19 protein-coding genes are annotated in these 25,315 nt (G+C 41.4%); 8 read left to right on the plus strand and 11 right to left on the minus strand.

Annotated elements, in window-relative coordinates; all coding sequences use genetic code 11:
- The first annotated feature begins 244 nt into the window (after positions 1-244).
- Positions 245-1,948: a protein adenylyltransferase SelO family protein gene (locus R1T43_RS14190; RefSeq protein WP_317349983.1), complete on the plus strand. Its 1,704-nt coding sequence runs from the start codon at positions 245-247 to the stop codon at positions 1,946-1,948.
- A 60-nt stretch (positions 1,949-2,008) separates the two neighbouring features.
- Here the strand turns inward: R1T43_RS14190 and R1T43_RS14195 are convergent, their stop codons facing one another.
- Positions 2,009-2,389 carry a glutaredoxin domain-containing protein gene (locus R1T43_RS14195; protein WP_317349985.1) on the minus strand — a complete coding sequence of 127 codons (381 nt, stop codon included), beginning with the start codon at positions 2,387-2,389 and terminating at the stop codon, positions 2,009-2,011.
- Positions 2,390-2,599: 210 nt separating this feature from the next.
- Here R1T43_RS14195 and R1T43_RS14200 point away from each other — a divergent pair, with 210 nt between their 5' ends.
- Positions 2,600-2,695, plus strand: coding sequence for a hypothetical protein (locus R1T43_RS14200; protein WP_317349988.1), 96 nt, complete (start codon positions 2,600-2,602; stop codon positions 2,693-2,695).
- A 197-nt stretch (positions 2,696-2,892) separates the two neighbouring features.
- On the opposite strand, the gene R1T43_RS14205 is transcribed toward R1T43_RS14200, so the two are convergent.
- Complete coding sequence (locus R1T43_RS14205; protein WP_317349991.1) at positions 2,893-3,780, minus strand: helix-turn-helix domain-containing protein; 888 nt, start codon at positions 3,778-3,780, stop codon at positions 2,893-2,895.
- A 135-nt stretch (positions 3,781-3,915) separates the two neighbouring features.
- Between R1T43_RS14205 and pobA the strand changes: the two genes are divergently transcribed.
- Positions 3,916-5,130, plus strand: a complete 1,215-nt coding sequence (gene pobA / locus R1T43_RS14210; protein ID WP_317349994.1) for a 4-hydroxybenzoate 3-monooxygenase — start codon at positions 3,916-3,918, stop codon at positions 5,128-5,130.
- 27 nt (positions 5,131-5,157) lie between these two features.
- Here the strand turns inward: pobA and R1T43_RS14215 are convergent, their stop codons facing one another.
- Positions 5,158-5,850, minus strand: coding sequence for a GntR family transcriptional regulator (locus tag R1T43_RS14215; RefSeq protein ID WP_317349997.1), 693 nt, complete (start codon positions 5,848-5,850; stop codon positions 5,158-5,160).
- A gap of 250 nt (positions 5,851-6,100) precedes the next feature.
- Between R1T43_RS14215 and R1T43_RS14220 the strand changes: the two genes are divergently transcribed.
- Positions 6,101-7,159 carry an aromatic ring-hydroxylating dioxygenase subunit alpha gene (locus R1T43_RS14220; RefSeq protein ID WP_317350000.1) on the plus strand — a complete coding sequence of 353 codons (1,059 nt, stop codon included), beginning with the start codon at positions 6,101-6,103 and terminating at the stop codon, positions 7,157-7,159.
- A 220-nt stretch (positions 7,160-7,379) separates the two neighbouring features.
- Here R1T43_RS14220 and R1T43_RS14225 read toward each other — a convergent pair whose 3' ends face one another.
- Entirely contained in the window at positions 7,380-8,366 is a 987-nt protein-coding gene (locus R1T43_RS14225; RefSeq protein WP_211069552.1) for an MBL fold metallo-hydrolase, read from the minus strand.
- 397 nt (positions 8,367-8,763) lie between these two features.
- Between R1T43_RS14225 and R1T43_RS14230 the strand changes: the two genes are divergently transcribed.
- On the plus strand, positions 8,764-9,966 hold the full coding sequence (locus R1T43_RS14230; RefSeq protein ID WP_317350005.1) for an MFS transporter: 1,203 nt from the start codon (positions 8,764-8,766) through the stop codon (positions 9,964-9,966).
- 111 nt (positions 9,967-10,077) lie between these two features.
- Here the strand turns inward: R1T43_RS14230 and R1T43_RS14235 are convergent, their stop codons facing one another.
- From R1T43_RS14235 to R1T43_RS14250, 4 genes are all read right to left on the minus strand, one after another.
- Positions 10,078-11,556, minus strand: a complete 1,479-nt coding sequence (locus tag R1T43_RS14235; protein ID WP_317350008.1) for a carboxylesterase/lipase family protein — start codon at positions 11,554-11,556, stop codon at positions 10,078-10,080.
- 383 nt (positions 11,557-11,939) lie between these two features.
- A complete protein-coding gene (locus R1T43_RS14240; protein WP_317350010.1) occupies positions 11,940-13,577 on the minus strand; it encodes a carboxylesterase/lipase family protein in 1,638 nt (545 codons plus the stop codon).
- Between the two features lie 123 nt (positions 13,578-13,700).
- Positions 13,701-16,028: a glycoside hydrolase family 3 C-terminal domain-containing protein gene (locus R1T43_RS14245; protein ID WP_317350011.1), complete on the minus strand. Its 2,328-nt coding sequence runs from the start codon at positions 16,026-16,028 to the stop codon at positions 13,701-13,703.
- Between the two features lie 120 nt (positions 16,029-16,148).
- Positions 16,149-18,455 (minus strand): TonB-dependent receptor, encoded by a 2,307-nt coding sequence (locus R1T43_RS14250; protein WP_317350014.1) that lies wholly within the window; start codon positions 18,453-18,455, stop codon positions 16,149-16,151.
- 468 nt (positions 18,456-18,923) lie between these two features.
- Here R1T43_RS14250 and R1T43_RS14255 point away from each other — a divergent pair, with 468 nt between their 5' ends.
- A complete protein-coding gene (locus R1T43_RS14255) occupies positions 18,924-19,931 on the plus strand; it encodes a LacI family DNA-binding transcriptional regulator (protein ID WP_317350016.1) in 1,008 nt (335 codons plus the stop codon).
- A 269-nt stretch (positions 19,932-20,200) separates the two neighbouring features.
- Here the strand turns inward: R1T43_RS14255 and R1T43_RS14260 are convergent, their stop codons facing one another.
- A complete protein-coding gene (locus tag R1T43_RS14260) occupies positions 20,201-20,974 on the minus strand; it encodes a glutathione S-transferase family protein (RefSeq protein ID WP_317350018.1) in 774 nt (257 codons plus the stop codon).
- A gap of 267 nt (positions 20,975-21,241) precedes the next feature.
- Here R1T43_RS14260 and R1T43_RS14265 point away from each other — a divergent pair, with 267 nt between their 5' ends.
- Complete coding sequence (locus tag R1T43_RS14265; protein ID WP_317350020.1) at positions 21,242-21,862, plus strand: glutathione S-transferase family protein; 621 nt, start codon at positions 21,242-21,244, stop codon at positions 21,860-21,862.
- Positions 21,863-21,888: 26 nt separating this feature from the next.
- Positions 21,889-22,632 (plus strand): siderophore-interacting protein, encoded by a 744-nt coding sequence (locus R1T43_RS14270; RefSeq protein ID WP_317350023.1) that lies wholly within the window; start codon positions 21,889-21,891, stop codon positions 22,630-22,632.
- A gap of 253 nt (positions 22,633-22,885) precedes the next feature.
- Here R1T43_RS14270 and R1T43_RS14275 read toward each other — a convergent pair whose 3' ends face one another.
- Together R1T43_RS14275 and R1T43_RS14280 are read right to left on the minus strand one after the other, a co-directional pair.
- Positions 22,886-23,842, minus strand: a complete 957-nt coding sequence (locus R1T43_RS14275) for a PDR/VanB family oxidoreductase (protein ID WP_211069557.1) — start codon at positions 23,840-23,842, stop codon at positions 22,886-22,888.
- Between the two features lie 391 nt (positions 23,843-24,233).
- A complete protein-coding gene (locus tag R1T43_RS14280) occupies positions 24,234-25,277 on the minus strand; it encodes an aromatic ring-hydroxylating dioxygenase subunit alpha (protein WP_317350025.1) in 1,044 nt (347 codons plus the stop codon).
- Positions 25,278-25,315 lie beyond the last annotated feature (38 nt).

The raw sequence follows: 25,315 nt of genomic DNA on the forward strand, positions 1-25,315 counted from the left end.
CCCCATCTGCTGACGTTGCGCATACACCGGCCAACAAGATGTGCTTGCTATGGCCTGTAAGATAACCCGATATCGATAAAAATACCACCTGCGACATCTTTCAAAAAATGACTATTTGAGCCTTAGCGTACAGCCATGCCCGGCGCCAATGAAGCTGCAACGTTAAATACTCATCGCAGTTTAAAGCAACGATATTTATATGTAGTACAATGCCGTTTAAATCAAACGTTTTAAAGAGTCGCCAATGATAGATGATCAAGAAAATAAAACTGAACAGCTAATTCACACTATTAGCGACCTTGCAAAATACGTTGATTATTCGTTTCTTAATAGCCTAGTGGTAGACCCACAAGCACAAGAAGATGGCAAAGAGCATAACCCGAGGCAGGTATTCTCTGGGCATTATGTACCGGTAACACCAACCCCCATAGAAAACCCCACATACGTTGCGCATAGTCACACTTTCTTTGAAGAATTAGGGTTTGATAATAGCCTTGCCCATACGCCTGAATTCATGCGCTTGTTTTCGGGTGACATGTCTTCCCTCCCCTCTGCAATAATGCCCTATGGGTGGGCTACTGGCTACGCACTGTCAATTTATGGCACCGAATATGTTCAGCAATGTCCATTTTCAACGGGCAATGGATATGGAGATGGTCGAGCACTGTCTGTACTGGAAATTGTTACCAACAAAAAGCGCTTTGAAATGCAATTAAAGGGCGCGGGAAGAACGCCATACTGTCGAGGGGCGGATGGCAGAGCAGTATTACGCTCCAGTGTTCGAGAGTTTTTAGTACAAGAGCACATGCACGCATTGGGCGTTCCTACGTCTCGTTCTCTTAGTTTATTTATGTCTCAGTCGGAAACCGTCGACAGACCTTGGTATTTAGAAGGCTCGAACTCTCAAGACCCTGAAGTTATGGTGCCAAACTTGGTGGCCATCTCAACCCGTGTGGCCCCTTCATTTATTCGCGTAGGTCAGCTAGAGCTTTTTGGAAGACGTGCAAGAAGCGACCAACACCCTACTGCTTTGGAAGAGCTTCGGCTTCTAACCGCACATTTGATTGAACGTGAATATAAAAATGATATCGATACAGCGCAATCATTTGAAGCTCAGCTAGTGGCTCTTGCTACTGCGTTTCAAGACAGGCTTACATCGCTTGTCGCCCATTGGGTTCGAGTGGGTTACTGCCAAGGCAATTTCAATAGCGACAACTGCGCGGCGGGAGGATATACATTAGATTATGGGCCATTTGGATTCTGTGAGTTGTTCGACCCGGCTTACCAACCATGGACTGGTGGCGGCCGTCATTTCTCGTTTCTTAACCAACCTGTAGCGGCAGAAAAGAACTTTGCTATGTTTTGTCGCGCCATCGAACCACTGCTAGCAGATACACCAAAGGAACTAGAAGCATTGCGCGATGTGAACCGCAACTTTGCCACTGTCATGCAAGAAAAAATGGATAACATGTGGGCCGCAAAACTCGGGCTTGCGGTTTACAACAATGACCTTTTGCTGCAACTATTACACTTAATGATGCGCACGGGCGTGGACTATAACTACTTTTTCAGAGAATTAGCGAACCTTCCGAATGATGTTGAATCGCTTGCATCGAGCTTTTATGCTCCGTTAAAAGAAGACATGATTTCCCAGTGGAATGAATGGCTTCAACAATGGCGAACTCAACTTGAAAAGTCGGGGGATATTAACGAAAGCGCGACAAGAATGAAGCTCACCAACCCTAAGTTTACATGGCGCGAATGGTTAGTGGTGCCGGCATATAAAGAGGCGGAAGTGGGTACTTTCAATCGCATTCACGCACTGCAAGAGGTGCTTACCAAGCCTTACGAAGAACAATCAGCACAAACAGAAAGCGATTATTACCGTTTACGCCCTAAAGAATATTTTGGTGCTGGCGGTATTTCTCACTATAGCTGTTCTTCGTAGAAGGTGAGCCCTTTTAGTAGGGCCACCAGTTACAGTGAAGTTAGATACTACTGCGAGCGATTACTTTGCTTCAACAAAGCGCGCTTCTAAATAACCGATAATCGCTTTAGAGTCATATAGCCACTCAACGCCATCGTTATTTTCAATTCGAAGACATGGCGTTTGAATTTTTCCGCCGCCTTGTAACAACTCCTCTCTGTACGGCGAACCCTCTGACACATTTCGCTTTTGAATAGGCACATTATATTTGTACATTGCTCGGCGAGTTTTAATGCAAAAAGGGCAACCAAAAAACTGGTATAAAGCCAATTTTTGGCTCTCTTCAGCCACTTTCGTTTGTTTTTCTGGCGAACGTTTTAGCTTAGTGCCACGGGTAATGACATCTATAAAAGCAATAATGGCCCCGAGTAGGTTGCGAATTAGGTTGATAAAGAATTTCATTTTGTGGCTCTACTAACGAATGATAAAAATAAAAACGCGATTGTACTACTTGGTGCCATGCTTTGATAATTAAGATCATGAAATTTATTCATGTCTTGAATGTGAAAGTCTGCACATTCAAAGGGCTATTAATTTTGGTACGTCTATAGGCTGAAATTTTATCATGCAGGAAGTTGTTTTATTGATATCACACCTCAACAGCACCAGTTTTTGAAAGCTGCGTCTGCGATTCAAAGAAAAAGCATAAAAAATATATACTTGAATGAGCTTTGCCTAATAATAAAGAGCAAGCTTATAGTGTATTAGTTTCTATTTATAAATGGTTCTATGTAGTCAATATACCTGCTTGTGCTTGATGTAGAGTTCGGCGCAGTCATAAATCAATCCAATATGGCCATCCATACAATCTTGAGTAATTGGGCTTATTCAACCATTTTTTGCACAACACAAACTTTAATTCTTTCGAGTGAGTGGGTCATTATCAAGTAATGCCAACTTTAGAATTACTTAATATTTCCTTGCTGCCGAAAAGCTCGGGCAGTAACGCCTACCATTTTTTTAAAATATCGACTGAAATAAGCCGGGTCGCTAAAACCAAGTTGTGCTGATATTTCTTCTACACTCTGTTTGGTATACACCAAACTGCGTTTGGCTTCTATGAGTAACCTTTGGTGGATTATGGATTTGGGTGAGCCATGTAATAAGGTTCGACATAGGCGATTAAGTTTAGAAACGGAAATATGCAAATGCTGGGCATAGTCTTTGACAGTTAAATGGTGTTGATAGTGTTGTTCGATTAAGGCGCGGAATTTTAGCAGTATGTCTGACTCTCGGCTGGCGTTACTTAATGTCATGTCTTGTAAACGTTGCTGGCGCAATACTGTAACTAGAATCATTTGTACTAGATGATTAACCGCAAGATTTTGCGCTACTCCATCGGCTGTTAGTTCATGTTTAAGTAGCTTAATGTAATTGCAAAAGTGTGAAATTTGTTCAGCATTCTTAAATTTTAGCGTTTGGGGCCGCCAATCCAAAGCGGATAACTCACTTATATTGGTGTCGCTCTGCCCATTCCCAGCTAATAATGAGTCATTTAGAGATAAAACAAAACCTTGGGTATTTGACGCAAAATGAAAGCCATGCACTACCCCTGCTGGAATCAATACCAACCAATCGCCTTGCAACTCATGATGTTTATCGTCTAAATCAACAGTCCATTGACCGTTAAACACGGCAATAATTTGCGATAACCTGTTATGTCTATGCGGGGCGATTTCCCAGCCAAGACCGCGACTTCTTGTTGCAATATCCTCCACATGGGCCACATTTGGCTCTTGGCGAATAAAAGCTTCTCCATATAAATCGTAAAAGGGAATGGTGTTATCGATCATAGGAAACTCATTACCACTCTTATATTAGAAATTATCAATGTGACGCAAAAGTACAATAACTTAGCTCGGATGTGAATTCCTAATTATTGTTTTATTGGCCATGATAGTTAAAAGAGATAATGAGTTAGACTAAAAATGCAATCAATCAAAACTAAAGTTGCCATCATTGGAGCTGGACCTTCGGGTTTGTTACTGGGGCAACTGCTCGCTAAACAAGGCATAGACAATGTGGTCATTGAACGGGTATCGGCCGACTATGTGCTTGGTCGCATTCGTGCCGGCATATTAGAACAAGGTTTGGTTGATTTGTTGCGTGAAGCCGAAGTGAGCGAACGCATGGACCAAGAAGGTCATGTGCATGACGGTTTTGCCATTAGTTATTACGGTAAACCACATCGCATTGACTTAAATATACTTACCCAAGGCAAAACGGTGATGTGTTATGGCCAAACCGAAGTAACAAGAGATTTAATGAAAGCTCGTTCAGAAAAAGCGCTAGCCACTTATTATAGTTCTAGCAATGTGCTTTTACATGATATCGAAAGCGAAAATCCCACAGTCTCATTTGAGCAGGACGGTGTGACTTACAAGCTAGAATGTGATTATATCGCCGGATGCGATGGTTTTCATGGTGTGTCACGTAAAAGTATTCCGGAAGAAAAACGTCAGGAGTTTGAGCGGGTTTATCCCTTTGGTTGGCTTGGCATATTGAGTGACACGCCACCAGTTGATGATGAATTAATTTATTGCAAAACTGAACGTGGATTTGCGCTAGCGAGTATGCGTTCATCAACGCGTTCTCGTTATTATCTGCAAGTGCCGTTAACTGACAAGGTAGAAGATTGGAGCGATCAACGATTTTGGAATGAGCTTAAAAATCGCTTGCCACAAGAGTCTGCCAAGGCTTTAGTCACCGGCCCTAGTATAGAAAAAAGCATTGCACCACTGCGTAGTTTTGTCTGTGAACCGATGCAGTTAGGTAAATTGTTTTTAGTTGGCGATGCTGCGCATATTGTGCCCCCAACGGGTGCCAAAGGTTTAAATCTAGCAGCCTCTGACGTGGCTATTTTATCTCGTTTATTATGCCAAGAGTATATTGAGAACCAAGCAAACGCCAGTCAGAGGTATTCTGAATTAGCCTTAGAGCGAGTGTGGCATGCTGAACGTTTTTCTTGGTGGATGAGCAATATGTTGCATGATTTTAAAGATGACACAGGAGAAGCGAATAATATGGATCAAAAAACCTTTGAACGCTTTATGAAGTCTGAACTGGACTTTTTTCTGAGTCATGAAGCAGGCCAACAGGTTATTGCAATGCAATATGTGGGCTTACCTTACCCACAAATTTAAATGACGCAGTACCGTTATTTCATAACTTTACATGACGGTTCTAGATGATTCTTTATCGAATAACTCTGAGTAGGCCAAGGTAGCATGAGCATGCTCTTTCATCAGGGCTTCAGCACGAGCACCTTGACCATTCACCAAAGCATGATAGACGGCATGATGCTGAGTATGAGCATAAAACAAACGTCGGTATTCTTGTTGCATTTGTTTGGGATTAAAGGCCAATGAGCTAACAGAGGCAAAAGGTAGATGCTCACTGAGCGCTAAGGCCGCACTAATAGCGCTGTTACCACTAGCAGCAATAATTAAGGCATGAAAACGCATATTCATTTCATGATACTTTTCAACATCTTGTTCTGCTAACACGCCATTTTCAAATAACTCGTCACCCGCCAGCAAACAAGCCTGTATTTCCTCTTTAGTGCTTTCACTGAGCCCCGCTTCTGCCGCTTGTCTTGCCGCTAAACCTTCAAGTACGCCTCGCACTTCAACCGAGTCTACTATTTGAGCCTGGGTGACGTTCCTCACCTGATAACCGCGGCGAGGTAACTTTTCAAGCAAACCTTCTTGAGCCAGTGCGCGAAAAGCAATGCGCACTGGGGTGCGCGAAATACCCAAACGTTCTGCAGTGGGGATTTCAGCCAAACGTTCGCCAGCACTAAATTCCCCTGAAATAATCATATCGCGCAAAATTCTAATGACCGATTGCCCATCACGAACCATGTTTTACCCTTATAAATTGCAATGTACCGCTGCTTAATAAAATCTGCTGGAAACAGTGTATTGGATCCAATTAAAAAAAACAGTATTAACCAATAAGTTGAATTACCCCTTAACAACGATAAAAAACACATTAAAAATTCGATATTTAGTTTATCACCGCACCGCATTGGATCCAATAATAGTCGAGTAGACTTGAAATTTAGTCTAAAAACACTATTATTGGATCCAAAGTTAACCAATTGTAAAAATTATGACTCAACAAATTTTCCCCCTAAATACTTGGTATGTGGCCTGCACACCTGACGAAGTGCAAGATCAACCTTTCGCTCGTAAAATTTGTAATATTTCCTTAGTTTTATTTCGTAATCTGGATAACGAAATAAGAGCCCTTGAAGATTTTTGCCCCCACAGAGGGGCAGCATTGTCATTGGGTAGGATTGAAAACGGTCAGTTAGTCTGTGGCTATCATGGGTTACGTATGGGCGATAAAGGTAAGGTTGAGTCAATGCCTAATCAACGAGTACAGGGTTTTCCCTGTATTAAAGCTTACGTTACTGTTGAACGTTATGGTTTTGTGTGGATATGGCCGGGCGATCAAACACTGGCAGATAGCAGTTTAATTCCCGAACTAGCATGGGCAACCAATAAAGATTGGACCTATGGTGGCGGTTTGTTTCATATTAATTGTGACTATCGCCTAATGGTGGATAATCTGATGGATCTCACCCACGAAACCTATGTACATGCCTCAAGCATTGGCCAAAAAGAAATAGACGAAGCGCCGGTTTCTACAAAAGTGGAAGGCAACCAAGTAGTAACTAGTCGCTTTATGGATGATGTGTATGCACCGCCTTTTTGGCAAAACGCCCTTCGCGCTAATGACTTGGCCGATGACGTAAAAGTGGACCGCTGGCAAATCTGCCGTTTCGATTTACCTAGCCATATTATGATTGAAGTGGGTGTGGCTCACGCAGGCTTAGGCGGATATCACGCCCCACAAGCATTCAAAGCCAGCAGTATAGTAGTTGATTTTATTACGCCGGAAAGCGACACATCAATTTGGTATTTCTGGGGTATGGCGCGTAACTTTAAACCCCAAGATCAAAAATTAACGGATTCTATTAGTGAAGGTCAAGGGGTGATTTTCTCTGAAGATTTAGAAGTATTAGAGAAACAGCAGCAAAACCTGCTGCTGCATCCTGATCGCAAATTGCTGAAGCTAGATATTGATGCAGGCGGCGTAAAGGCGCGACGGTTAATTGATCGAGCTATTAAACAAGAACAACTCCTTGCTCCCAAAGCACCTTAAAAACTGGAGAATTCTGTAGCATGATTAAAATGCCAGATATGGTTTATGCAGCGCTTGAATATACTTATTACCGTGCGTTTGCTTTAAGGCGCGTCAACAGGGTGAAGATTTGCAATAAAATAGTCTAAATGTAAAAACATCGGGAAAGCAATAATGCCAGCCCCGATGTTTTATCAAATAACCTGAATTGTGTTTAGATAATTGGTTTTACTGCCCAAGTTTATTTTTGCAAGGTAAAACGATCTAGGTCGTTAGCGATAGTAATATCACCCTTATAGAATTCAGCTACTTCATTGGTGTATTTTTCAAATTCAGCAGGTGTCACTAAACCAGGTGCCATATGCGTTACCACTAATTTTTTGACTTTAGCCTTGGTAGCTAATTGACCCACATCAGCCGGTACTAAATGATGTTTAGACAAATGTTGCTGCATGTGGCCAAGAGCTTTGGCTGGCATCATCGGGTTCATGCGTTTTACCAAATTTACTGTATGTTCAACGTCCATCATTTCACTAATCAATAGATCAACGTTCTGTGAGAGCAATTCAACAGCTTCACTCGGCCCAGTATCACCGGTATACACAACGCTATAGTCAGTCAATTCGAACTTAAATGATAGGGCTTGAAATTTATCATACTCCTCGCTGCCTTTTGGCCAGCTGTAATGACTATTGCGGATAACACTGAGGTTAAATCCATCAAAATCAATGCGTGAACCATCTGTTACTTCTACCACTTTAACATGACTACTTGGCGGCGGGGGCACTTGACCAGGTACTCCATAGTGGCCTAATGCGCCATAGGTCATATAAGCAAATATCCCATCTACGGTTTGTTTTGTGCCCGGAGGCCCGTAAATAGTTAATTCACTTTTAGTTTCAGTTTGCCAGCGTAAACTCAAAATAGCAGGAAGTCCGCCAGTGTGGTCAAAATGAAGATGGCTTAAAAAAATTGCATCAACCTTTTTAATATTCAAGCCAACTTTAGCTAACTGTCCAGCGGTCCCGTCGCCCGCATCGACTAAATAGGTCTTTCCATTAACTAACAAAGCATTTGCTGGTTGTGAGTGAGTCGCATTAGGAATAGGTCCAGCCATTGTACCCAGAGTTATCCATTCATTTTTTGTATTTGTTTCGCTGGCCGCCAAAACATGACTAAAAATACTCGCACCAATAAGTGTACTAACAATAATTTTCGACAGCTTCATTAATTTATCCTCTAATAATTCCTATTTATAGGTCCTGCAAATGGCGCTTCTTTCACCGCCATAATAATTAGTTAAATGCTAAAGCTCACAAACCTCAACACTTATTTAACACTTCATTAACTATACGTTACAAGGAACTATCGTGATAATTGATTTTATAGATACAATTAAGCTGTTATTGAAATACTTTTGAACTATTTACTATCAGTTTTCATGATAGTTAAAATCAGATTAATCCATTTTTAATATATACAAATATACAACATGCTTTTAACATAAACCTTTAACCAGCCTACTTAGTGTTAGTACTTGAATTCTGCATTACTCTAGAAAACAATCGTGTAATGTATGTAATAAAGGGTATTGAGGCTTAGTAAAAACATTTGGATATACCTTTATGTCGACTCACCTCGCTGATGTAAACCCAACAAATAATCAAGCCTCTGCTAAACACGGCATTATTCTTATTCTGGCAGCTATCATGCCGCCAATGGCAATTATTACTCTAATTCCTATTTTGCCTCTATTGATGAAAGAGTTTTCTGATGTTCAAGGATCAGCGTTTTTAGTTCCTATCGCCCTGACTATTCCAGCCCTATGTGTTGCGTTATTTTCGCCTTTAGCAGGCTGGATTTCAGATAAGATGGGTAGAAAGCCAGTATTGATATCAGCACTTTTGATTTACGCGATTATTGGTTTAGTACCTTATTTTCTAACCAACCTAACACAGATTATTATCGCAAGAGTTATATTGGGTATTGCGGAAGCGGCTATAATGACAGTAGCAACCGCGCTAATTGCTGACTATTTCAAAGGTAAAGCGCGGCAACGTTGGGTATCTATCCAAATAGCGTGTGTAAGTTTAAGTGCTATTGTACTGATTGCTATAGGTGGGCTATTAGGTGAATTTTTTGGCTCTCGGGGACCGTTCTTACTTTATCTGCTTGCCATTCCAATCGCACTATGTGCCGCTTTTATCCTTTATGAACCAATAAAAAGCCATGAGAAAGTCAGTTTAGATACGCCCAAAGTACCTTGGTCACGTGTTTTACCCTTACTGTTTATTACACTTTTTGTGGGTGTTGTCTTCTACACTATTATGGTTAAACTTGGAGCGATTTTAGCGTTAGCAAGTGAAGTATCACCTGCAATAATTGGTGGAATAGGAGCTGCAGCGAACATTGGCATGGCTTTAGGTTCAATGGCATTTGGTAAATTTAAAGGAGCTTCTGGCCCTAGGTTGATTAGCATCGGTTTAACATTATCGGCCATTGGTTATATAGGTGCCGCTTTCTCGACAGCGCTAATATTCACCTGCATAGCCATCTTTGTAGCCTCTTTCGGTTTTGGCATGTTATTACCTACCATGCTGAACTGGATACTTAGTGTGCTACCTAGAAATGTCTTAGGACGGGGGACTGGCCTGTGGACTGGCGCATTTTTCTTAGGGCAATTTACCGCGCCTATCATAGCTACTGCTTTGGAAAGCAAAGTAGGCGGACTCGAAAACGTATTAATAGTATATGCAGGTTTATCAATTATCGGTGTTGTCATGGCTTTAACTAAAATAAAAGGCGCTAAAGGATTGGTTAACCACTAATCCTATTTGAAACGATAGGCAAATAGCACACACTCATGATGACATAATCAATGTAATGACTGTGCACCCCATTGATGGGGGTTTGCCTGACACGATGTCCAATTAACGGTATCAGAATGAATAGTTCTGCCATAAGCGCCTTACGTCTTTGTTAGGATCATTCATTACCTTAGACTTTATATTGAATTGCATTGTCGCTCGAACATCCTGACTATATGAGGGCCAGTCGACGCTATCAGTTTTCGCAAAATGTAACCATTGGGTCTGCATGAAGTGAGTCAGAGAATCAGGCGGCTGGGTACCTACAAAATCTTTTGCTTCTTGACTATCAAGGGTGTTAAAGGTAAACGGAACATCAACAAAATGTGCCGCCCCCAAACGTCCATTGTAAGCAGGTGACTGCCATGCGAAATTATATTTCCACACCGGATTACCTTTAAGCGATAACCGCTCGGCAATATGTAATGCTGGCATTCGGAAAGTATAGTCTGACTGAGCCTGTGCATAGATATCACCAAACGAAACATTGCCAGCTTTCCCGTAAACTTCAGACGCTGCGCAACCAAGGTGTAAATCTTTCAGAAACAAGGATAACTCATCTTCTGTAATCCTATCAATTGTGCCATCTGGCACCAAATATAAACGTGATTCTTGATCTGTACTTCCCACGATAACCGGTATAGATGCATCGCCGTTATTCATTAAATCAGCCATAGGCGATATTTGAATAACATCACCATCAATAACCGGAAGAAAAGCCGTACCGCCCCATGACAACATCCCCCATTGAGTGCGATCTGTTATGGCATTTCCCATATCAACTACGCCAGTAACAAGTTGTGACAAGGGAATGTTAGAAATACCTGACATTGTGGCTTTTACATTATGTTGCTTTGCAAACGCAGTAGTTACTTTAGTCGCTTGCGTTCTGGTCATCGCTTGCATTGGCGGGCTTTGCATAATGGCTTTATGATATAGGCCGCTGGCTTTGGGGCTACCAAGCAAAATCGCTACGCTACCCGCTCCGGCTGATTGCCCAAACAAGGTTACCTGTCTAGGGTCACCTCCAAAATCTTGAATGTTATCTCTCACCCAGCGCAAAGCGAGAATTTGATCAAGAATCCCCCTATTGTCGGGCGCACCTTTTAGGTGCATAAACCCATCGACTCCAACCCGATAATTGACGGTTACCACCACTACGCCTTGCTCTGCAAAGCGACGCCCATCGTATACTCGCTCAGCTGCATCTTCGCGAATAAACGCCCCTCCAGGAATCCAAACCATAACAGGCACTTTATTGTCTGCTTGCATCGCAGATAGTGGCGCCCATACATTGACGGTAAGATCCCCTACACGACCGACTAATTCCACTTTTGTACCCCGCCCCGGCTGAGGAACAGGCGGTGTAATGGCAGTCGCATCCAAGGTTTCTTTCCAAGGTTCTATTGCTATAGGCGCCTGAAAACGTCGCTTTTTGGTGAAAGGGTTTTTAGCGTAGGGCACGCCATAGAAAATCCCCACCTTGTTAACGAGCTTCCCCTTTATTTGTCCTAGTTTAGTCTCTGCGATTAGTGAATTGTTAGCTTTCATAATCGAACCTGCCAATGTATTTGAACAAAATAGAATGAGAACGATAAATATACTTTTAATAAAAATGTGTTTCATAGATGCTCCATGGACTAGTAGCGGACATGACAGCTGACGAGTAGGTTAGAACGTTCTGAACAATTATATTGAAAGTATGCCTGAATTAGCACTACGGATCGGTAAAAGATTGAATAAAAACTGGTCGCAATATGTAATTCACATCCCGATAAAATTATGACAAAACAGACATCTATATCTAAGGAGCGAACTCCAGTGCGAAGGTGGCAACACTACCACCAACATAACGTCTGAAATGACTAAACCACTTCGGGTGTTTTTTAAAGATCCTAACTGTTATTGCAACAGTCAGGATGACGGGCGGTTAACTACTGCGCTAACCTAGATATTTGATCCAATCGCCCTGCCAATGGATCATTTTTTATCACTACTCCGTGGCTATTAAACTCAATCAGCTTTTCATCATTGGGTTTGAATTGCGGAAAGCGAGTTTTCTCAAGCGATGGGTTACCCGCTTTGGCAAAATTCACCCAAGCCTCATGCATCACCTCGGATAGCTGTTTGTCTGCCTCGCTAAAAGCATCTGCGTAACGTGCCTCTCCTGTACCAAAAACAAAAGGGATTTCACTAGCATGGTAAGCACCATCTACTTTGCCTTCTAAACTGGTAGGTACATAAGTAAAACGATAAAACCAGGTTGCTTGTCCATTGGCACTCGTTTGCCGCGCGATAAAACGAGCGGGCTCTAAAAAGCTTCGGTCACCAAAGATCATTGAGCCTAAAAACGCCCTATCCAACTGCTCATCTTTCATTGGCACAAAAGGTTGATAAGCCGCTAAAAATGTTTCTTGGTTTGTCGCTTCCGCTAAGGTCTTCTCTGCTATCATGGCGGCGCCAATGGCATTAAAATCCTTAAGAAAACCCCACTCGAAGTCATTACTACCAATAAAAATTGGGATAGCCACTTGATGGCCAGCCTTAAAGCCGGTTTCGTCATCTTCAACTACCACCTTGCCATCGATGATGGGTCCACTGTATGTAGGTGAATTCATAGTAGCCATGTTTAAATCACTGAGTACTTTTTCGGCTGGTAACGCTCGTAACTCCGCAAGCGCACTTTGCCCTTCGCTTTCGATCCCCACACTTTTTGCGAATGTTACTCCAACTTGTTCAGCAGAAGGTTTCCCCTCTTTATTCGGCTTATCTAGATAAACCACTGAGCCAATGGAATTACTTCGACCACCGCCAGATTGCATGATCGCTTTATGAAACAGTCCCTTTGCTTGTGGCGAAAGCATCATAACGTTTACTGAACGTCCTCCAGCAGACTCGCCAAATAAGGTCACGTTATTTTCATCCCCGCCAAATTGCTTAATATTATTTTTTACCCACTTAAGGGCCGCAATTTGATCCATAAAACCATAATTACCTAATGGCGAATCAGGATTTTCTTCACTTAGTGCTGGATGTGCAAAAAAGCCAAAGCGACCTAGTCGATAATTGAAACTAACAAACACAACACCCGATTCAGCAAACTTTTGACCGTTATAAACTGCGGGAGACCCGCCACCATTTACAAAACCACCGCCATGGATCCACACCATAACTGGGAGTTTTGTATCACCTTGTATTTTTGGGGTCCACACATTTAAATATAAACAGTCTTCACTTACCGGCTCACCTAGAGGTGCCGCGTCTCCGGGAAAAGGGATTTGCAAACAATCGTTACTAAAATGCGTTGTATCTCTAGTATCCTGCCACGTACTGACTGCTTGTGGCGGTTGCCAACGTAACTCTGCAACAGGTGCTTGTGCATAAGGGATGCCTAAAAACGCAGTTATTGGCTGTGCCTTAGTACCCACCAATTTACCTTTAACCAAACCGGACTCGGTCTGTACAACCAGTGGTTCGGCTATAGCCACACCCGTTTTTTTAGCATCACAGGCTAACAAGCTAAAGATTAAACACAGTAAAATAACCACGCGCTTTGCATTCTGATACAACATGTTATGTTCTCCAACGAGACTGTCCATAAATAAAGAGGTACTGATAAAGCATAAATCACCTTAGTTGCACCCGATTTGTTACATTTTAATTGAATAGCAATATCTACCTATTCTCTAAACACGTTATGGCTTAACCTTGATAGTTTCTTTCAGGGTAAATTGAGCACTTTGTAAGATCTCCCGTGACGACTTGCCAATTCTGATGACATATTCCCCAGCCTCAGCTAACCAAACATCTTGTTGTTTCGAAAAGGATGTTAGATCCCGAGCATTGAGTTCAAATTGTATAAGCTCAGATTCACCAGGCTGCAGTAATTGGGTTTTAGCGAAAGCCCGCAATTCACTCTCAGGCTTAACTAACTCACTCTGCGGCGCTGAAACATAGAGTTGTACAACTTCTTTGCCTGCTAACTTACCGGTATTTTTTACCCTAACTTTGGCAATCACCTTATCTGTGAATACATTGTTATCCAGCGTAATATCGGAATAACCAAAGTCGCTATAAGACAGTCCAAAACCAAAAGAAAACGCAACCTCTTTATTTTGGGTATTAAAATACCGATATCCCACCCAAATGCCATCATCGTAAGTCACTTCTGCAGGAACAGTTTGGGTAAAACCCGACGGCTTAATGTTAGGGTCAAGAACGGTACCGGGAAATGCCTTGGCTGCGGGATAATCTTTTAAGTCTACGGGCCAAGTATCGGTCAATTTTCCTGATGGATTAGTTTTACCCATTAAAATATCCACAATGGCATTTCCGGCTTCTTGTCCGGGTTGATGAGCAAGTAAAATGGCGTCGACTTTATCTTGCCAACTAGCAGTTTCAATTACACCGCCAACATTTAAAATAACAATGACAGGTTTATCTTGCTGGTGAAAAGCCTCTGATACTAACCCTAACATCTGAGTTTCTTGCTTGGTCAAATAGAAGTCAGCTTCAGGGCGATCGATAAACTCCCCTGAACTACGCCCTAAGGTAACGACTGCAGCATTATAGTGTTTGGCAGACGCTTTGAGGCGCTCAGGATCAAGCTTAAATTCGATTAATGCAGGCTTAGGCATAAAAGCCGCTAATGGGTTGGTTGAAACAGGTCGCTTGGCATTTTCACTTTCGATATGAGCTTTATAGGCACTTGCAAGGCCAGCTTGAGAGTTAACTCCTGCGTGTTGCAGCCCCTCTTCTAATGATACGACATAGGCTTCATTCACGTCACCACTGCCGGTTCCACCGATAAGGACATCAAAAGAATGATTGCCATACAAAGCCAACGACATGCTACTTTTAAACGGTAGTACTTCACCTTTATTTTTGAGTAATACCATACCTTCTGCAGCGGCAGTTCTAGCCAATTGAGCATGCTTGTTCAAATTGGGAGCATTACTATATTCATACCGACTAAAAGCAGGACTGGCCAATACAAGTTGAAGTATATTTTTCACATTACGATCTAGTATTTTTTCATCTAAGGCTCCGCTTTTAATGGCTCCAATGATCATGCCTTCTTGATGGTCCATACCCGGCATTAACAAATCGTTACCCGCTTGCATTTGTAACGTAGCATCTTTGCCGCCAAACCAATCGGTCATCACTACACCGTTAAAACCCCATTGCTCCCGCAATACTTCAGTTAAAAGGCGAGAACTTTCAGACGTATACTCCCCATTTATTTTGTTGTACGACGACATCACCGTCCAAGGATGGCTTTCTTTGATGGCAATTTCAAAACCCCGTAAGTAGATTTCTCGCAATGCACGCTCATCCACTTTTACGTTAATAGAATCACGGTTCCATTCGTGATTATTCGCCACAAAATGTTTGATTGACGTCCCTACACCTTTGGATTGCACGCCATTTACCATGGCTGCCGCCATCTTGCCGCTCAGTAAAGGGTCTTCTGAGTAATATTCAAAGTTTCTGCCCCCCAAGGCAAAACGATGAATGTTCAGCGCTGGTGCTAACAGTACATCCACCCCGTACTCTTTTGCTTCATCGCCGACGGCTCGGCCAATTTGCTTGACCAGCTCTGTGTTCCAAGATGAGCTGAGTGAATTGGCTATAGGAAAAGCAGTGGCGAAGTAAGATTTATCCTTATCTTCCTCACGATGTGGCGCAATTCTTAGTCCAGCCGGACCGTCAGCTAAGACTATTGATGGAATGCCTAAGCGAGGTATAGCAAAAGTTGTACCTGCGGCTCCTGGCACCTTATCTTTAGTCTCACCAACATTTGGACCACCATCGCCCAAATCCATGCCAGTACCACGGATCAGTTTGACTTTTTCCTGCAAACTCAAAGCTTGAATAACCTCATCTAATGAGTCAACTCCAAGAGTGGCTGCCGACACAGCCGTAGCAGGTAATATTGCCATGAAAGTAGCAACAAATAACGGAAAGAAAACAGGGCGCAGCCCTGTCATTTCAGAGAGATTTAAACGCATATTTTTTATCATTTCACCTATCCATGCAGGTTTTATTTCTGCATATAACTCATTAAGTTAATCAATTATCTTGGCGACCTTAAAAACAAAGCCCGTAAAGTGAGTTACGCGCCATGTTTTTAATTTAAATTCTTAGAACTCCAAACCAAAACGCACACCCGCGGTACGAGGGTCGGTGATATTTACTGTACCATCGACAAAGCCCGGAACAGGGGAATAACTGGCGTTTGCGATTGTCACTTCATCTTCAATGTTTTTAATAAAGGCTTGTACATACCAATCACCTTCTGATGAATGATAAGTCACTGAAACATCAGTTTTAGTAAATGAAGGTTGCACAAAATTCTGCGCTGTTCCAACGGCTAAAATGGAATACTCATCGCTATAGCGAGTAGACAAATCAAATTTGACCTCAGCGCCACTTTCCAGATCGAAAACATGTTGATAGCCAATTATCGCGGTATATTCTGGCGAGCGATTTAACTTTTCACCTTTTAAGTTTGTCGTTAAATCGACTTGATAGTCGGTATACTCAGCATCTAACCAAGTTAATGCGATATTCAATTTATCACTTGCTGTGATGTAATAACGTGCCTCTACTTCAAGCCCATTTATTTCGGCCGCCCCAGCATTTGTGGTCACTTGACATGTACCGCCACAAATATCCGATAAATTACTTAGCTGCATATTTTTATAGTCGTAATTAAATAGATTGATAAAGGTACGTAAACCATTATCTAAATCCATTTTTAAACCAATTTCATAAGCCGTAATAGTTTCGGGTTCATAGTAAAGGGCTGACTCTAGAATCGGATTGAAACAATCTGGGGTGCCTTCAATACAGCCATCGTTAAATCCACCCGCTTTGTAACCGGTGGATACTATGCCATACAACAGAAAATCATCATTAATGTCATAATCTAATCCTACTTTCCAGGTTGTTTCACTGTACTCAACTTCTGCGTTATTTAACGAATCAGGAATAGGATTAGTATCAGGGTCAAAGGTGAAATCTAAAGGCTCATCTAGTGTGAAATGATTAATCGCCGCACCAACACGAGATTTTTCATCGTCTGTGTATCTTGCGCCCAAGGTCAATCTTAAATTGGTATCTAAATTAAATGTACCTTGGCCAAATATGGCCAATGATTCTGATATGACCGGACCTTGAGGGAAGCCAAACACTGCCCCATCTGTACCTGGCTCGCCAAAGATCAAGTACTCTATATATGACTCTTCTTCAAAAGCATAAATGCCCCCCTGTAAATTCATAAAATCGTTCACATAAGTAAAGCGCAATTCATTGGAAGTTTGTTCATAGTCACCGGTAAACCTTTGTGGACCCGCTATATCGATAATACCAAAAGGTAAAACTAGCCCCCCATCATAGGTTTGGATGCTCTTATCTCTGCGCTCAAACTCTCGATATGAGCCAAGGTACGTCATGGTCAGCTCACTATTAATCGCCCAGTTGAGCTCGGTCATGACGCCCCAAGTCGAACCTCCGTAATCAGCTTGTTGTGTGTCTACCCAACCAATGGTTCTTAGCTCGTCTGAGCTTTTCTGGTTTCCGCTATAAACAGGTCCATTAGCAGGTATGGTAGATGGGTCTAACACATCGAAGAAATTAGATAATTTAACTGTATTACGCCCAGTACCATCTAATCTTGAATAATCACCTCTAACCAAAACGTTAACATTGTCGTTCAGCTCAAAAAAACCACTTAAACGGGCCGATAAAGCATCTTTTCCTGAACCGAGTTCGAATGGCGAGTCGGGGTTTTTGTTTAAATAAGTATCGCGTTTATCCCAATTTACCGCAGCACGGAGTGCAGCCGTATCAGATATGGGCAGATTAATCATTGCTGTAGCTTGTCGACGTGCAAAATCTCCTATCGCTCCATCAAACGAACCATACATTTCATCTAAAGTAGGTTTAGCCGAGATAACATTGACAATACCTGCCGTGGCATTACGGCCATATAGTGTCCCCTGAGGCCCTCTTAATATTTCAATTTGATCTAAATCGAAGAATGCAATTTCTTGTGCTTGCGATCGTGCGATATAAATTCCGTCCTGAAGAAAAGAAGCAGAAGGATCGCCTTTTTCAGTATTATCGGTACTTGAAACACCACGAATGGTTATCTGCAAACCGTTAGAACCGGCTCGGTCAATTGAAATGTTAGGAGCAAGATCTTGCAAGTTGGTCGGATCGCTAATACCTGCATCGGTCAATGCTTTTGAAGACAAAGCGGTCACCGCGACAGCAGTATTTGCTAGGTCTTTACCACTGCGGGTTGAGGAAACGATTATAACCTCAACATCTTCAGACGTATTTGATTGTGCTTGTTGAGCGTAAGACATCGGAGTTAAGGCAATAAAAGAAGCGCAAGCGCTTGAAACAGCGGTACTTAACAGTGTTTTTTTATAGTTTTTCATACATTTTCCCAGTAGTTATTCTTTCACACAAAAATCTACTCTATCAATGACTAAGTGCGAGCGGGTTAGCGGTGAATCAGTTGATGAATATTTTTATTGACCTTCTTGAGTCAGTTTTTACTAAGAACTTCAGATCCGTAGCATGGTAATTGCAACGACTAATTTTTAACTTTCAGTAAAAAAATGTAATTGATTACATTTTAAAACTCAAACCCATTTACATAATGAAAACAACTAATCAAAAAAATTAACAAAGGACAAAATAAATATTAACCCATAAATAACAATAACTTATAGGATTAATAAACAGAAAAAATGGATAAAAATAATTTTTAAAATCCAACATCTTAAATTTGGATACATTATATCTACAGAACAAATACTTAAATTTGTAACCGATTACAAATTACATAAAATCAAATTGACGGGTATAATGGGCAAGTAATATTAATTAAAGCGAAGTAGAATATGGCCAATATTAAAGACGTCGCCGCATTGGCAGGCGTATCTGTGGCAACTGTGTCGAGGTATTTCAGCTCGCCAGAAAAAGTGTCAAAAAAGAACATCACGAAAGTCGCAACTGCAATAGAGCAACTGAATTACGAACCCAACTTATTGGCTCGGAACTTCTCCCAATCACGATCTTACTCAGTCTTGGTTATCGCTCCTCTTGTAAATCACTTTTTGCTAGACGTCATTCATGGGATCCAAGAAGTGGCTCGTGTTAAAGGTTTTACCATACTATTAGTGGACGCCATTGAGCCGCAACAGGCCAAAGATAAATATTACAGAATGCTGGAAACCAGATTAGTTGAAGGTATTATTGATTTTAATGCGCATATAAAAGATGACAAAAAGCAAAGTGCAGGTTTACAGAATATCGTGACTTTGTGTGATTATAATGAAAACAGCGCCACACCTATTATTGCAGTAGATGATGTAAAAGCGGCCGAGAATTCCGTTAACTATCTGCTATCACTGGGGCACCAGAATATAGGCTGTTTAACGGGTTTAGATTTTGTTCATGCCACTCATCATCGTAAATTGGGGTATCAAAATGCGCTAACCAAAGCCGGTATCCCATTATCAGACAAGCTGATTATTAATGGCGATTTTTCCTTTGCCAGTGGTATCAATGCGGCCAAAGAATTTGCCAGAATGAAACCCCGCCCTACCGCTATATTTAGTATGAGTGACGAAATGGCGATTGGTCTTATACAAGGGCTTAAAGCACAAGGACTGCAAATACCAGAAGATATTTCAGTCACGGGTTTCGACGATATCGAGTTCGCCAAATATTGCGACCCACCGCTAACAACCATTAGGCAACCTGCCAAAGAGCTAGGCGCTAGTGGGATGAGAACTCTGTGCAACCTAATTGAAGATAATTATGATCAAGAAAGCATATTAACCGCGTATTTTTTGCCAACAGATTTAATCGTGCGAGGCAGTACCGCAGCTTTAAAAGTGAAATAGAACATTTCCGCCCATCGGGTTTGTTAGGTTATTGGTTTGGATAAAGCAGTGGTTAGCCGAGCTCTCAAACAGTTATTGGCACATCAACAGGTGGTTTATGACAAAGTATTTGAAATCGCCCTTGAAAGAGAAAATTATTGTTAAGTGGTATTTCTCATAAAGAATGAAATGTGCTTATTAAGGTATTACTCAAACTCAACAACAATGTGAAACAGGTTACCAACTATATCCCCCAAGTTTGAGTGTTAATTCGGGCAGTAAGCCGCTAATTAATCGAGCATAGAAAGTTTTTCTGCCGATGCCATTAATTGTATATATTCTGCGTTGTGCCATTCAAGAACACCAACTTTGTATGCATCTGTGGTTTGCACCCGAGTCAACCATGCATCAATTTGCGGGTAATCAGCCCACATACTTTTAAGCTGTAATTGTTCTAAACGCTCAATATAAGGTAAAAAAGCAAAGTCGACGAGACTAATATCAGAATTCAATATCCAGTGGTTACTTTCAAGAGCACTGGCTAAATCTTTTAGTAATTTTTTGTAAGCATAAATAGCCAAATTTAGACGGGGAGATTCAGTGCCATTGGTGACCATATCCCGCATCAGAACTTTACGAGCAGGGTCAGGAATATTAGCCAAAAACGACTCTAATGCGTCATCTGTTGTATAACGTTTTAATATTTGTTGACGAAAGGCAAGGCAAAAGCTAATAACCGCAATTTGCTCATGTAACCCTGCATCTAATCGGGTCAACCATACCCTCAATTCCGCTTTTTTAACTGGGCATTCGGGCATTAAAGGCGCTTCTGAAAATACTTCTTCAAGGTAATAACAGATAACATTTGATTCGGTAATTATGTGGCCATCGTCGACCAATACTGGAATGACCGCTTTCGGGTTTATTTTTAAAAATTCCGGGGTGAATTGTTCCCCTGCACGCAAATTCACATGCACACTATGGTAAGTCAATTGTTTGTACGCTAGCACTAGGCGCACTTTCTGAGCACAGACAGACATGTCATTGTGGTAAAGCTCTATCATGTTATTTTCGACTTATTTTAGAAAGTATAATTCAAGATTACCTTATGCCAACTGCAGCTAAAATTGGCTTTATAAGATACTAACTATTGGCATTGCTGATAGGTACTATGAAAATAGACGAATAGTGTTAGTGAACCAAATTCGCTATGCTCGTACTTTAGTAAAGTAAGCATTTTATGGTCCAAGCATTAACCCTCTGGGAGTTTCAGAATGAGTAATATAGTTCTTTATATGTCGCCAGGCAGTTGTGCTCGTGTGAGTGCCATTGTGTTAGAAGAATTAGAACTTGAATTTGAAACTCGTGTTGTGCGTTTTATGAAAGGTGAGCATAAATCTCCTGAATTTAAACTGAAAAATCCTAAAGGAAAAGTCCCTGCGCTTATCTACAAGGGCCAGACGCTTACTGAAAATGTCGCCATTATTACCTATTTGAATCAACTACATGGTCAACTGTTACCTGCAACTAACAATGCCCTAGACTTTGCAAAACAGATTGCCGATCTGTGTTTTTGTTCTGCAACACTGCACCCTTTGGTCACACGTATAAGAATGCCAGGATTTTTTGCAGGCGACGACAATGCAAAGACAGTGCAAGACATTGCCTTTAATGCCATGGATGAGTTTTTTCACCTAATTGATAACCAGTTAGCTGATCGGCAATGGTGGTATCAAGATCAATGGTCAGCTATGGATGCCTATCTTTTTTGGTGTTTTTGGCGTGTTCAAGGGGCTGGTTACCCTGTTGAAAAGTTTGCTCATTACTGCGCTCATGCGCAAAGAATGGAACAACGACCCGCTGTAAAAAGGGCAATTGCCCGTGATGATGAAGCGATTAAGATTTTGGAAAACGAAGGTTTGCTGTTTACACCCAAAAAGATTTTTCGTTAATTCATTTTATTTAAAAGGAAAATGTTATGGCTACTAGGCCCGCACCAAGAAATTTAGTTGTGATCAACAGCCGATATATCACACCTAATATGTTACGTATTACCTTAGGCGGCGAGGAGATGAGTGACTTTCCCGCAGATCAAGACAGCGCTTACGTGAAGTTAATTTTTCCAAGGGCCGATGGCGGTCGTCCTATGATGAGAACCTACACCGTTCGTAGCCAAACAGAGAATTCGATTGATGTTGATTTTGCTTTGCATGAAGCGAAAGGCCCAGCCTCTTCATGGGCAGTAAGTGCTAAAGTCGGCGATAAGATTATTGTTGGCGGGCCTGGTCCTAAAAAACTGCTTAACCAAGATGCAGATTGGGTAATTATCTGTGGTGATATGACAGCCTTACCGGCTATTAGTGTCAATCTTGCAATATTACCAAAAGACACAAAAGGTTATGCAGTTCTAGAAGTAGTTGATGATGCTGATATACAAGATCTCGTGCATCCTGACAATGTGCAATTAATTTGGGTTGTTAATAAACCCAGCGCTAATACGGAAGTTTTGCCTTTACTTGAACGCATCAAATCATTGCCTTCATTTGAAGGTAATTTATCCGTATGGGTTGCCTGTGAATTCAACACCATGAAAGCAATTCGTAAGTATTTGCGCAACACCTTTGAACTGCCTAAAAGTCATTTTTATACCTCAAGTTATTGGAAACTCGGCGTCTCTGAAGATGAGCATAAAATTGCAAAAAGGGAAGACAACGGATCCTAAGTGTAGGATCCAAACCTATCTATTAATACGACTTGCAGAGGCTATTCGTTTGACTCAAAAAAGTGAACCTCGATGCACTAAATTTTTCGATAAATTAGTCAAACTTAAATAAGTTGGCTACTGTTTTGAATTAACGACTGCATGTTGCTGGCTCTGAAATCTTCTAATTTTTTTACTAGTGCATTGTTTGCTAACGTTAATCATTTGGGTATTTCAATGGGATTAAGCCACCAAAATCCCATAACACTAAAAGCTATAAGTCTATCGTTAGCGTACTTGTTAATGCCCTTGAGCAACAAGGTGTAAATTGGTCATTTTTAGCTTTTTCTTCGCTAGATAAAAACTCATCTCTATGGTCGGGAACGCCATCTGTTACAGCGGTTAAACAAGCGCCACATATTCCCATTTCACAGGACATATCGATCTCAACACCAGCATCTTCAATGGCTTCTAGCGCTGTTTGATCGGATGCTACATCTATCTCTAAACCAGAACGACTTAAAATGAGTTTAAAAGGTATATCCCCAGTGTGTGACTCTTTAGGTTCAACTTTAAAAATTTCTTTATGTAGGTTTTGCTCATTCCATGAATGTGACTTCGCAATATCAAATATATAATCCATGTAGCCGACTGGCCCACATGTATACAAATGGGTATTTTCGGTAAAGTTTTTCAATGCCTGATTGATTGTCGCCGTATTGTTTTCCTCTTCATCTGAAAAAGAAAAAAACACCTTGGAGGCAAACGAACAAGTGGATAGTTGCTGATAAAAAGCGGTTTCAGATTTCGAACGTGTTCGATAGTGGAGTTCGAAATCTATGCCATGACTATCAAGTTCTATTGCCATTGACATAATAGGGGTAATTCCAATACCACCAGCAAAAAGTAACACTTTCTTACTTTGAACGTTGAGCGGGAACAGGTTCCGTGGTTCAGAAATAATCAGTTTATCTCCTACCGCAAGCTCATTATGCATTCTAATTGAGCCGCCCCGCGAGTTAGCATCCTTTAACACTGCAATTTTATAAAAAGCTTCAGCTTGTGGATGATTAATCAGAGAATAATGACGCAGCAGATTTTCCCCAAGGTGCACATCAATATGACTACCTGTTTCAAAAACGGGTAATTTCCCACCATCTTCACGCACCAACTCAAAGCTAGAAATATTAGGGGTCTCTTGCGTTTTCTTCTGAATAACAACTTCAAACATAATTTTCCTCGGTCTACATATTTTGCCTAAAGCAAACTAGATAAATACAACCTAATTGGTTTTTGTGCGGTTTAGCTCAGTTTTGATGACATTATCTAATGCCAATGCTCCTTGGCCTGAGAAGATGAAGTAAAAATACTCAAAACAGAACATGATTGTTTGCTCTCCCTCATTGACTACAGGGGACAAATCTTTTGTTGTATGAAACATAAAGTCGGTAACGGCCAGATAGCAAAAACGGTACGGGTACGCCATCCCAACAATATACGTAGCCCGCCAACGAATACTTACACGCCTGCAAATCCGGCTAAACTAAACCGTGCCAATGGACCTTGATGATGGATGGCCCCCTGCACGGTAATGAGACAGTTTCTGCGAGACGTGCTGATATCTATGCGTCTTCTAAAGGGATATTTTCCTCGGCTAACATAGCTTCAATTCTTCTACGAACTTGGACCGCTGGTTTATCTGCCCCCACTAAGAGTTCTCGTTGTTGAGTTACGGCGTAATCTAGTCTTTTTTCTACCGCATTGATGGCAATTTGATCCTGGCCTCTAATTTTTTGATCAGCGACAAGTTGGAATTGATCTAAATCTTTATCCCCTAATCTGAAATTGCGTGTGGAAAAACCAAAGTAGTGAGTGGTCTTGTCTGTTTCTGGGGTTGCGCCGTGGAGAATCATCAGTGTACCCAACTCCTTTGGAACCTCACTTTTACCAGGGACAGCTGTAACAATAGGTAAACTTGTTGACATAAATTCTGGACCAAAGAAGTCACTTTTTATCATGAAATCACAGAGCCCTTCGAATTCTGCTTCTGGACCAAATACCATCTTGAAATAATCGTTCCAAGGTGCTTTGCCATTTCGCGTTATGCGATAACTTCTTTCTCGCTCTTCTGTGTTAATAGGTATATCGGCCATCGCATCTTTACCTGATATGTGGTGATGCACATAAGGAAGGTGGGTAAGATCCATTAAGTTATCGACTAATAATTGCGAGCGACCTTCTAGGTGAAAGTAATTTTCGGAATGAAATTCCCACCCAGGCTGGTCTAATCCAAAATCTTCATATGGAGGAATTAAATCAATATCACATTTATCTTCATCACCCATCCAAATCCAACAGATTGGACCTTTCTCGACAATTTTGTATACCGGCTGACAAATTCTACCTGTGACTTTGGGCTGTGAAGGAATTTGAATACAATCGCCATTATCAGCAAATTTAAAGCCGTGATAGCCACATACAATGGCGTCACCTTCAAGTCGCCCTTGAACTAAAGGCAAATAGCGGTGTGGACATAAGCCATACATAGCAACAGGGGTGCCATCTTCCTTACGATACATCACAACAGGTTTGTTCAACATGGTACGTTCCATTGGCTCCCGAGTTATCTCTGTTGAAAACGCCGCCATATACCAACGATTAGTCACGATTGAACTTTTATATTTAAATGGATACATAATTTAAT

The sequence above is a fragment of the Alteromonas sp. CI.11.F.A3 genome (assembly GCF_032925565.1).
Lineage (GTDB): Bacteria > Pseudomonadota > Gammaproteobacteria > Enterobacterales > Alteromonadaceae > Alteromonas.

What these genes read in the sequence shown, in the direction of transcription:
- R1T43_RS14190 (WP_317349983.1), top strand. Translation starts at nt 245, where the DNA reads ATGATAGATGATCAAGAAAATAAAACTGAACAGCTAATTCACACTATT.
- R1T43_RS14195 (WP_317349985.1), bottom strand. Translation starts at nt 2,389, where the DNA reads ATGAAATTCTTTATCAACCTAATTCGCAACCTACTCGGGGCCATTATT.
- R1T43_RS14205 (WP_317349991.1), bottom strand. Translation starts at nt 3,780, where the DNA reads ATGATCGATAACACCATTCCCTTTTACGATTTATATGGAGAAGCTTTT.
- pobA (WP_317349994.1), top strand. Translation starts at nt 3,916, where the DNA reads ATGCAATCAATCAAAACTAAAGTTGCCATCATTGGAGCTGGACCTTCG.
- R1T43_RS14215 (WP_317349997.1), bottom strand. Translation starts at nt 5,850, where the DNA reads ATGGTTCGTGATGGGCAATCGGTCATTAGAATTTTGCGCGATATGATT.
- R1T43_RS14220 (WP_317350000.1), top strand. Translation starts at nt 6,101, where the DNA reads ATGACTCAACAAATTTTCCCCCTAAATACTTGGTATGTGGCCTGCACA.
- R1T43_RS14225 (WP_211069552.1), bottom strand. Translation starts at nt 8,366, where the DNA reads ATGAAGCTGTCGAAAATTATTGTTAGTACACTTATTGGTGCGAGTATT.
- R1T43_RS14230 (WP_317350005.1), top strand. Translation starts at nt 8,764, where the DNA reads ATGTCGACTCACCTCGCTGATGTAAACCCAACAAATAATCAAGCCTCT.
- R1T43_RS14235 (WP_317350008.1), bottom strand. Translation starts at nt 11,556, where the DNA reads ATGAAAGCTAACAATTCACTAATCGCAGAGACTAAACTAGGACAAATA.
- R1T43_RS14240 (WP_317350010.1), bottom strand. Translation starts at nt 13,577, where the DNA reads ATGTTGTATCAGAATGCAAAGCGCGTGGTTATTTTACTGTGTTTAATC.
- R1T43_RS14245 (WP_317350011.1), bottom strand. Translation starts at nt 16,028, where the DNA reads ATGATAAAAAATATGCGTTTAAATCTCTCTGAAATGACAGGGCTGCGC.
- R1T43_RS14250 (WP_317350014.1), bottom strand. Translation starts at nt 18,455, where the DNA reads ATGAAAAACTATAAAAAAACACTGTTAAGTACCGCTGTTTCAAGCGCT.
- R1T43_RS14255 (WP_317350016.1), top strand. Translation starts at nt 18,924, where the DNA reads ATGGCCAATATTAAAGACGTCGCCGCATTGGCAGGCGTATCTGTGGCA.
- R1T43_RS14260 (WP_317350018.1), bottom strand. Translation starts at nt 20,974, where the DNA reads ATGATAGAGCTTTACCACAATGACATGTCTGTCTGTGCTCAGAAAGTG.
- R1T43_RS14270 (WP_317350023.1), top strand. Translation starts at nt 21,889, where the DNA reads ATGGCTACTAGGCCCGCACCAAGAAATTTAGTTGTGATCAACAGCCGA.
- R1T43_RS14275 (WP_211069557.1), bottom strand. Translation starts at nt 23,842, where the DNA reads ATGTTTGAAGTTGTTATTCAGAAGAAAACGCAAGAGACCCCTAATATT.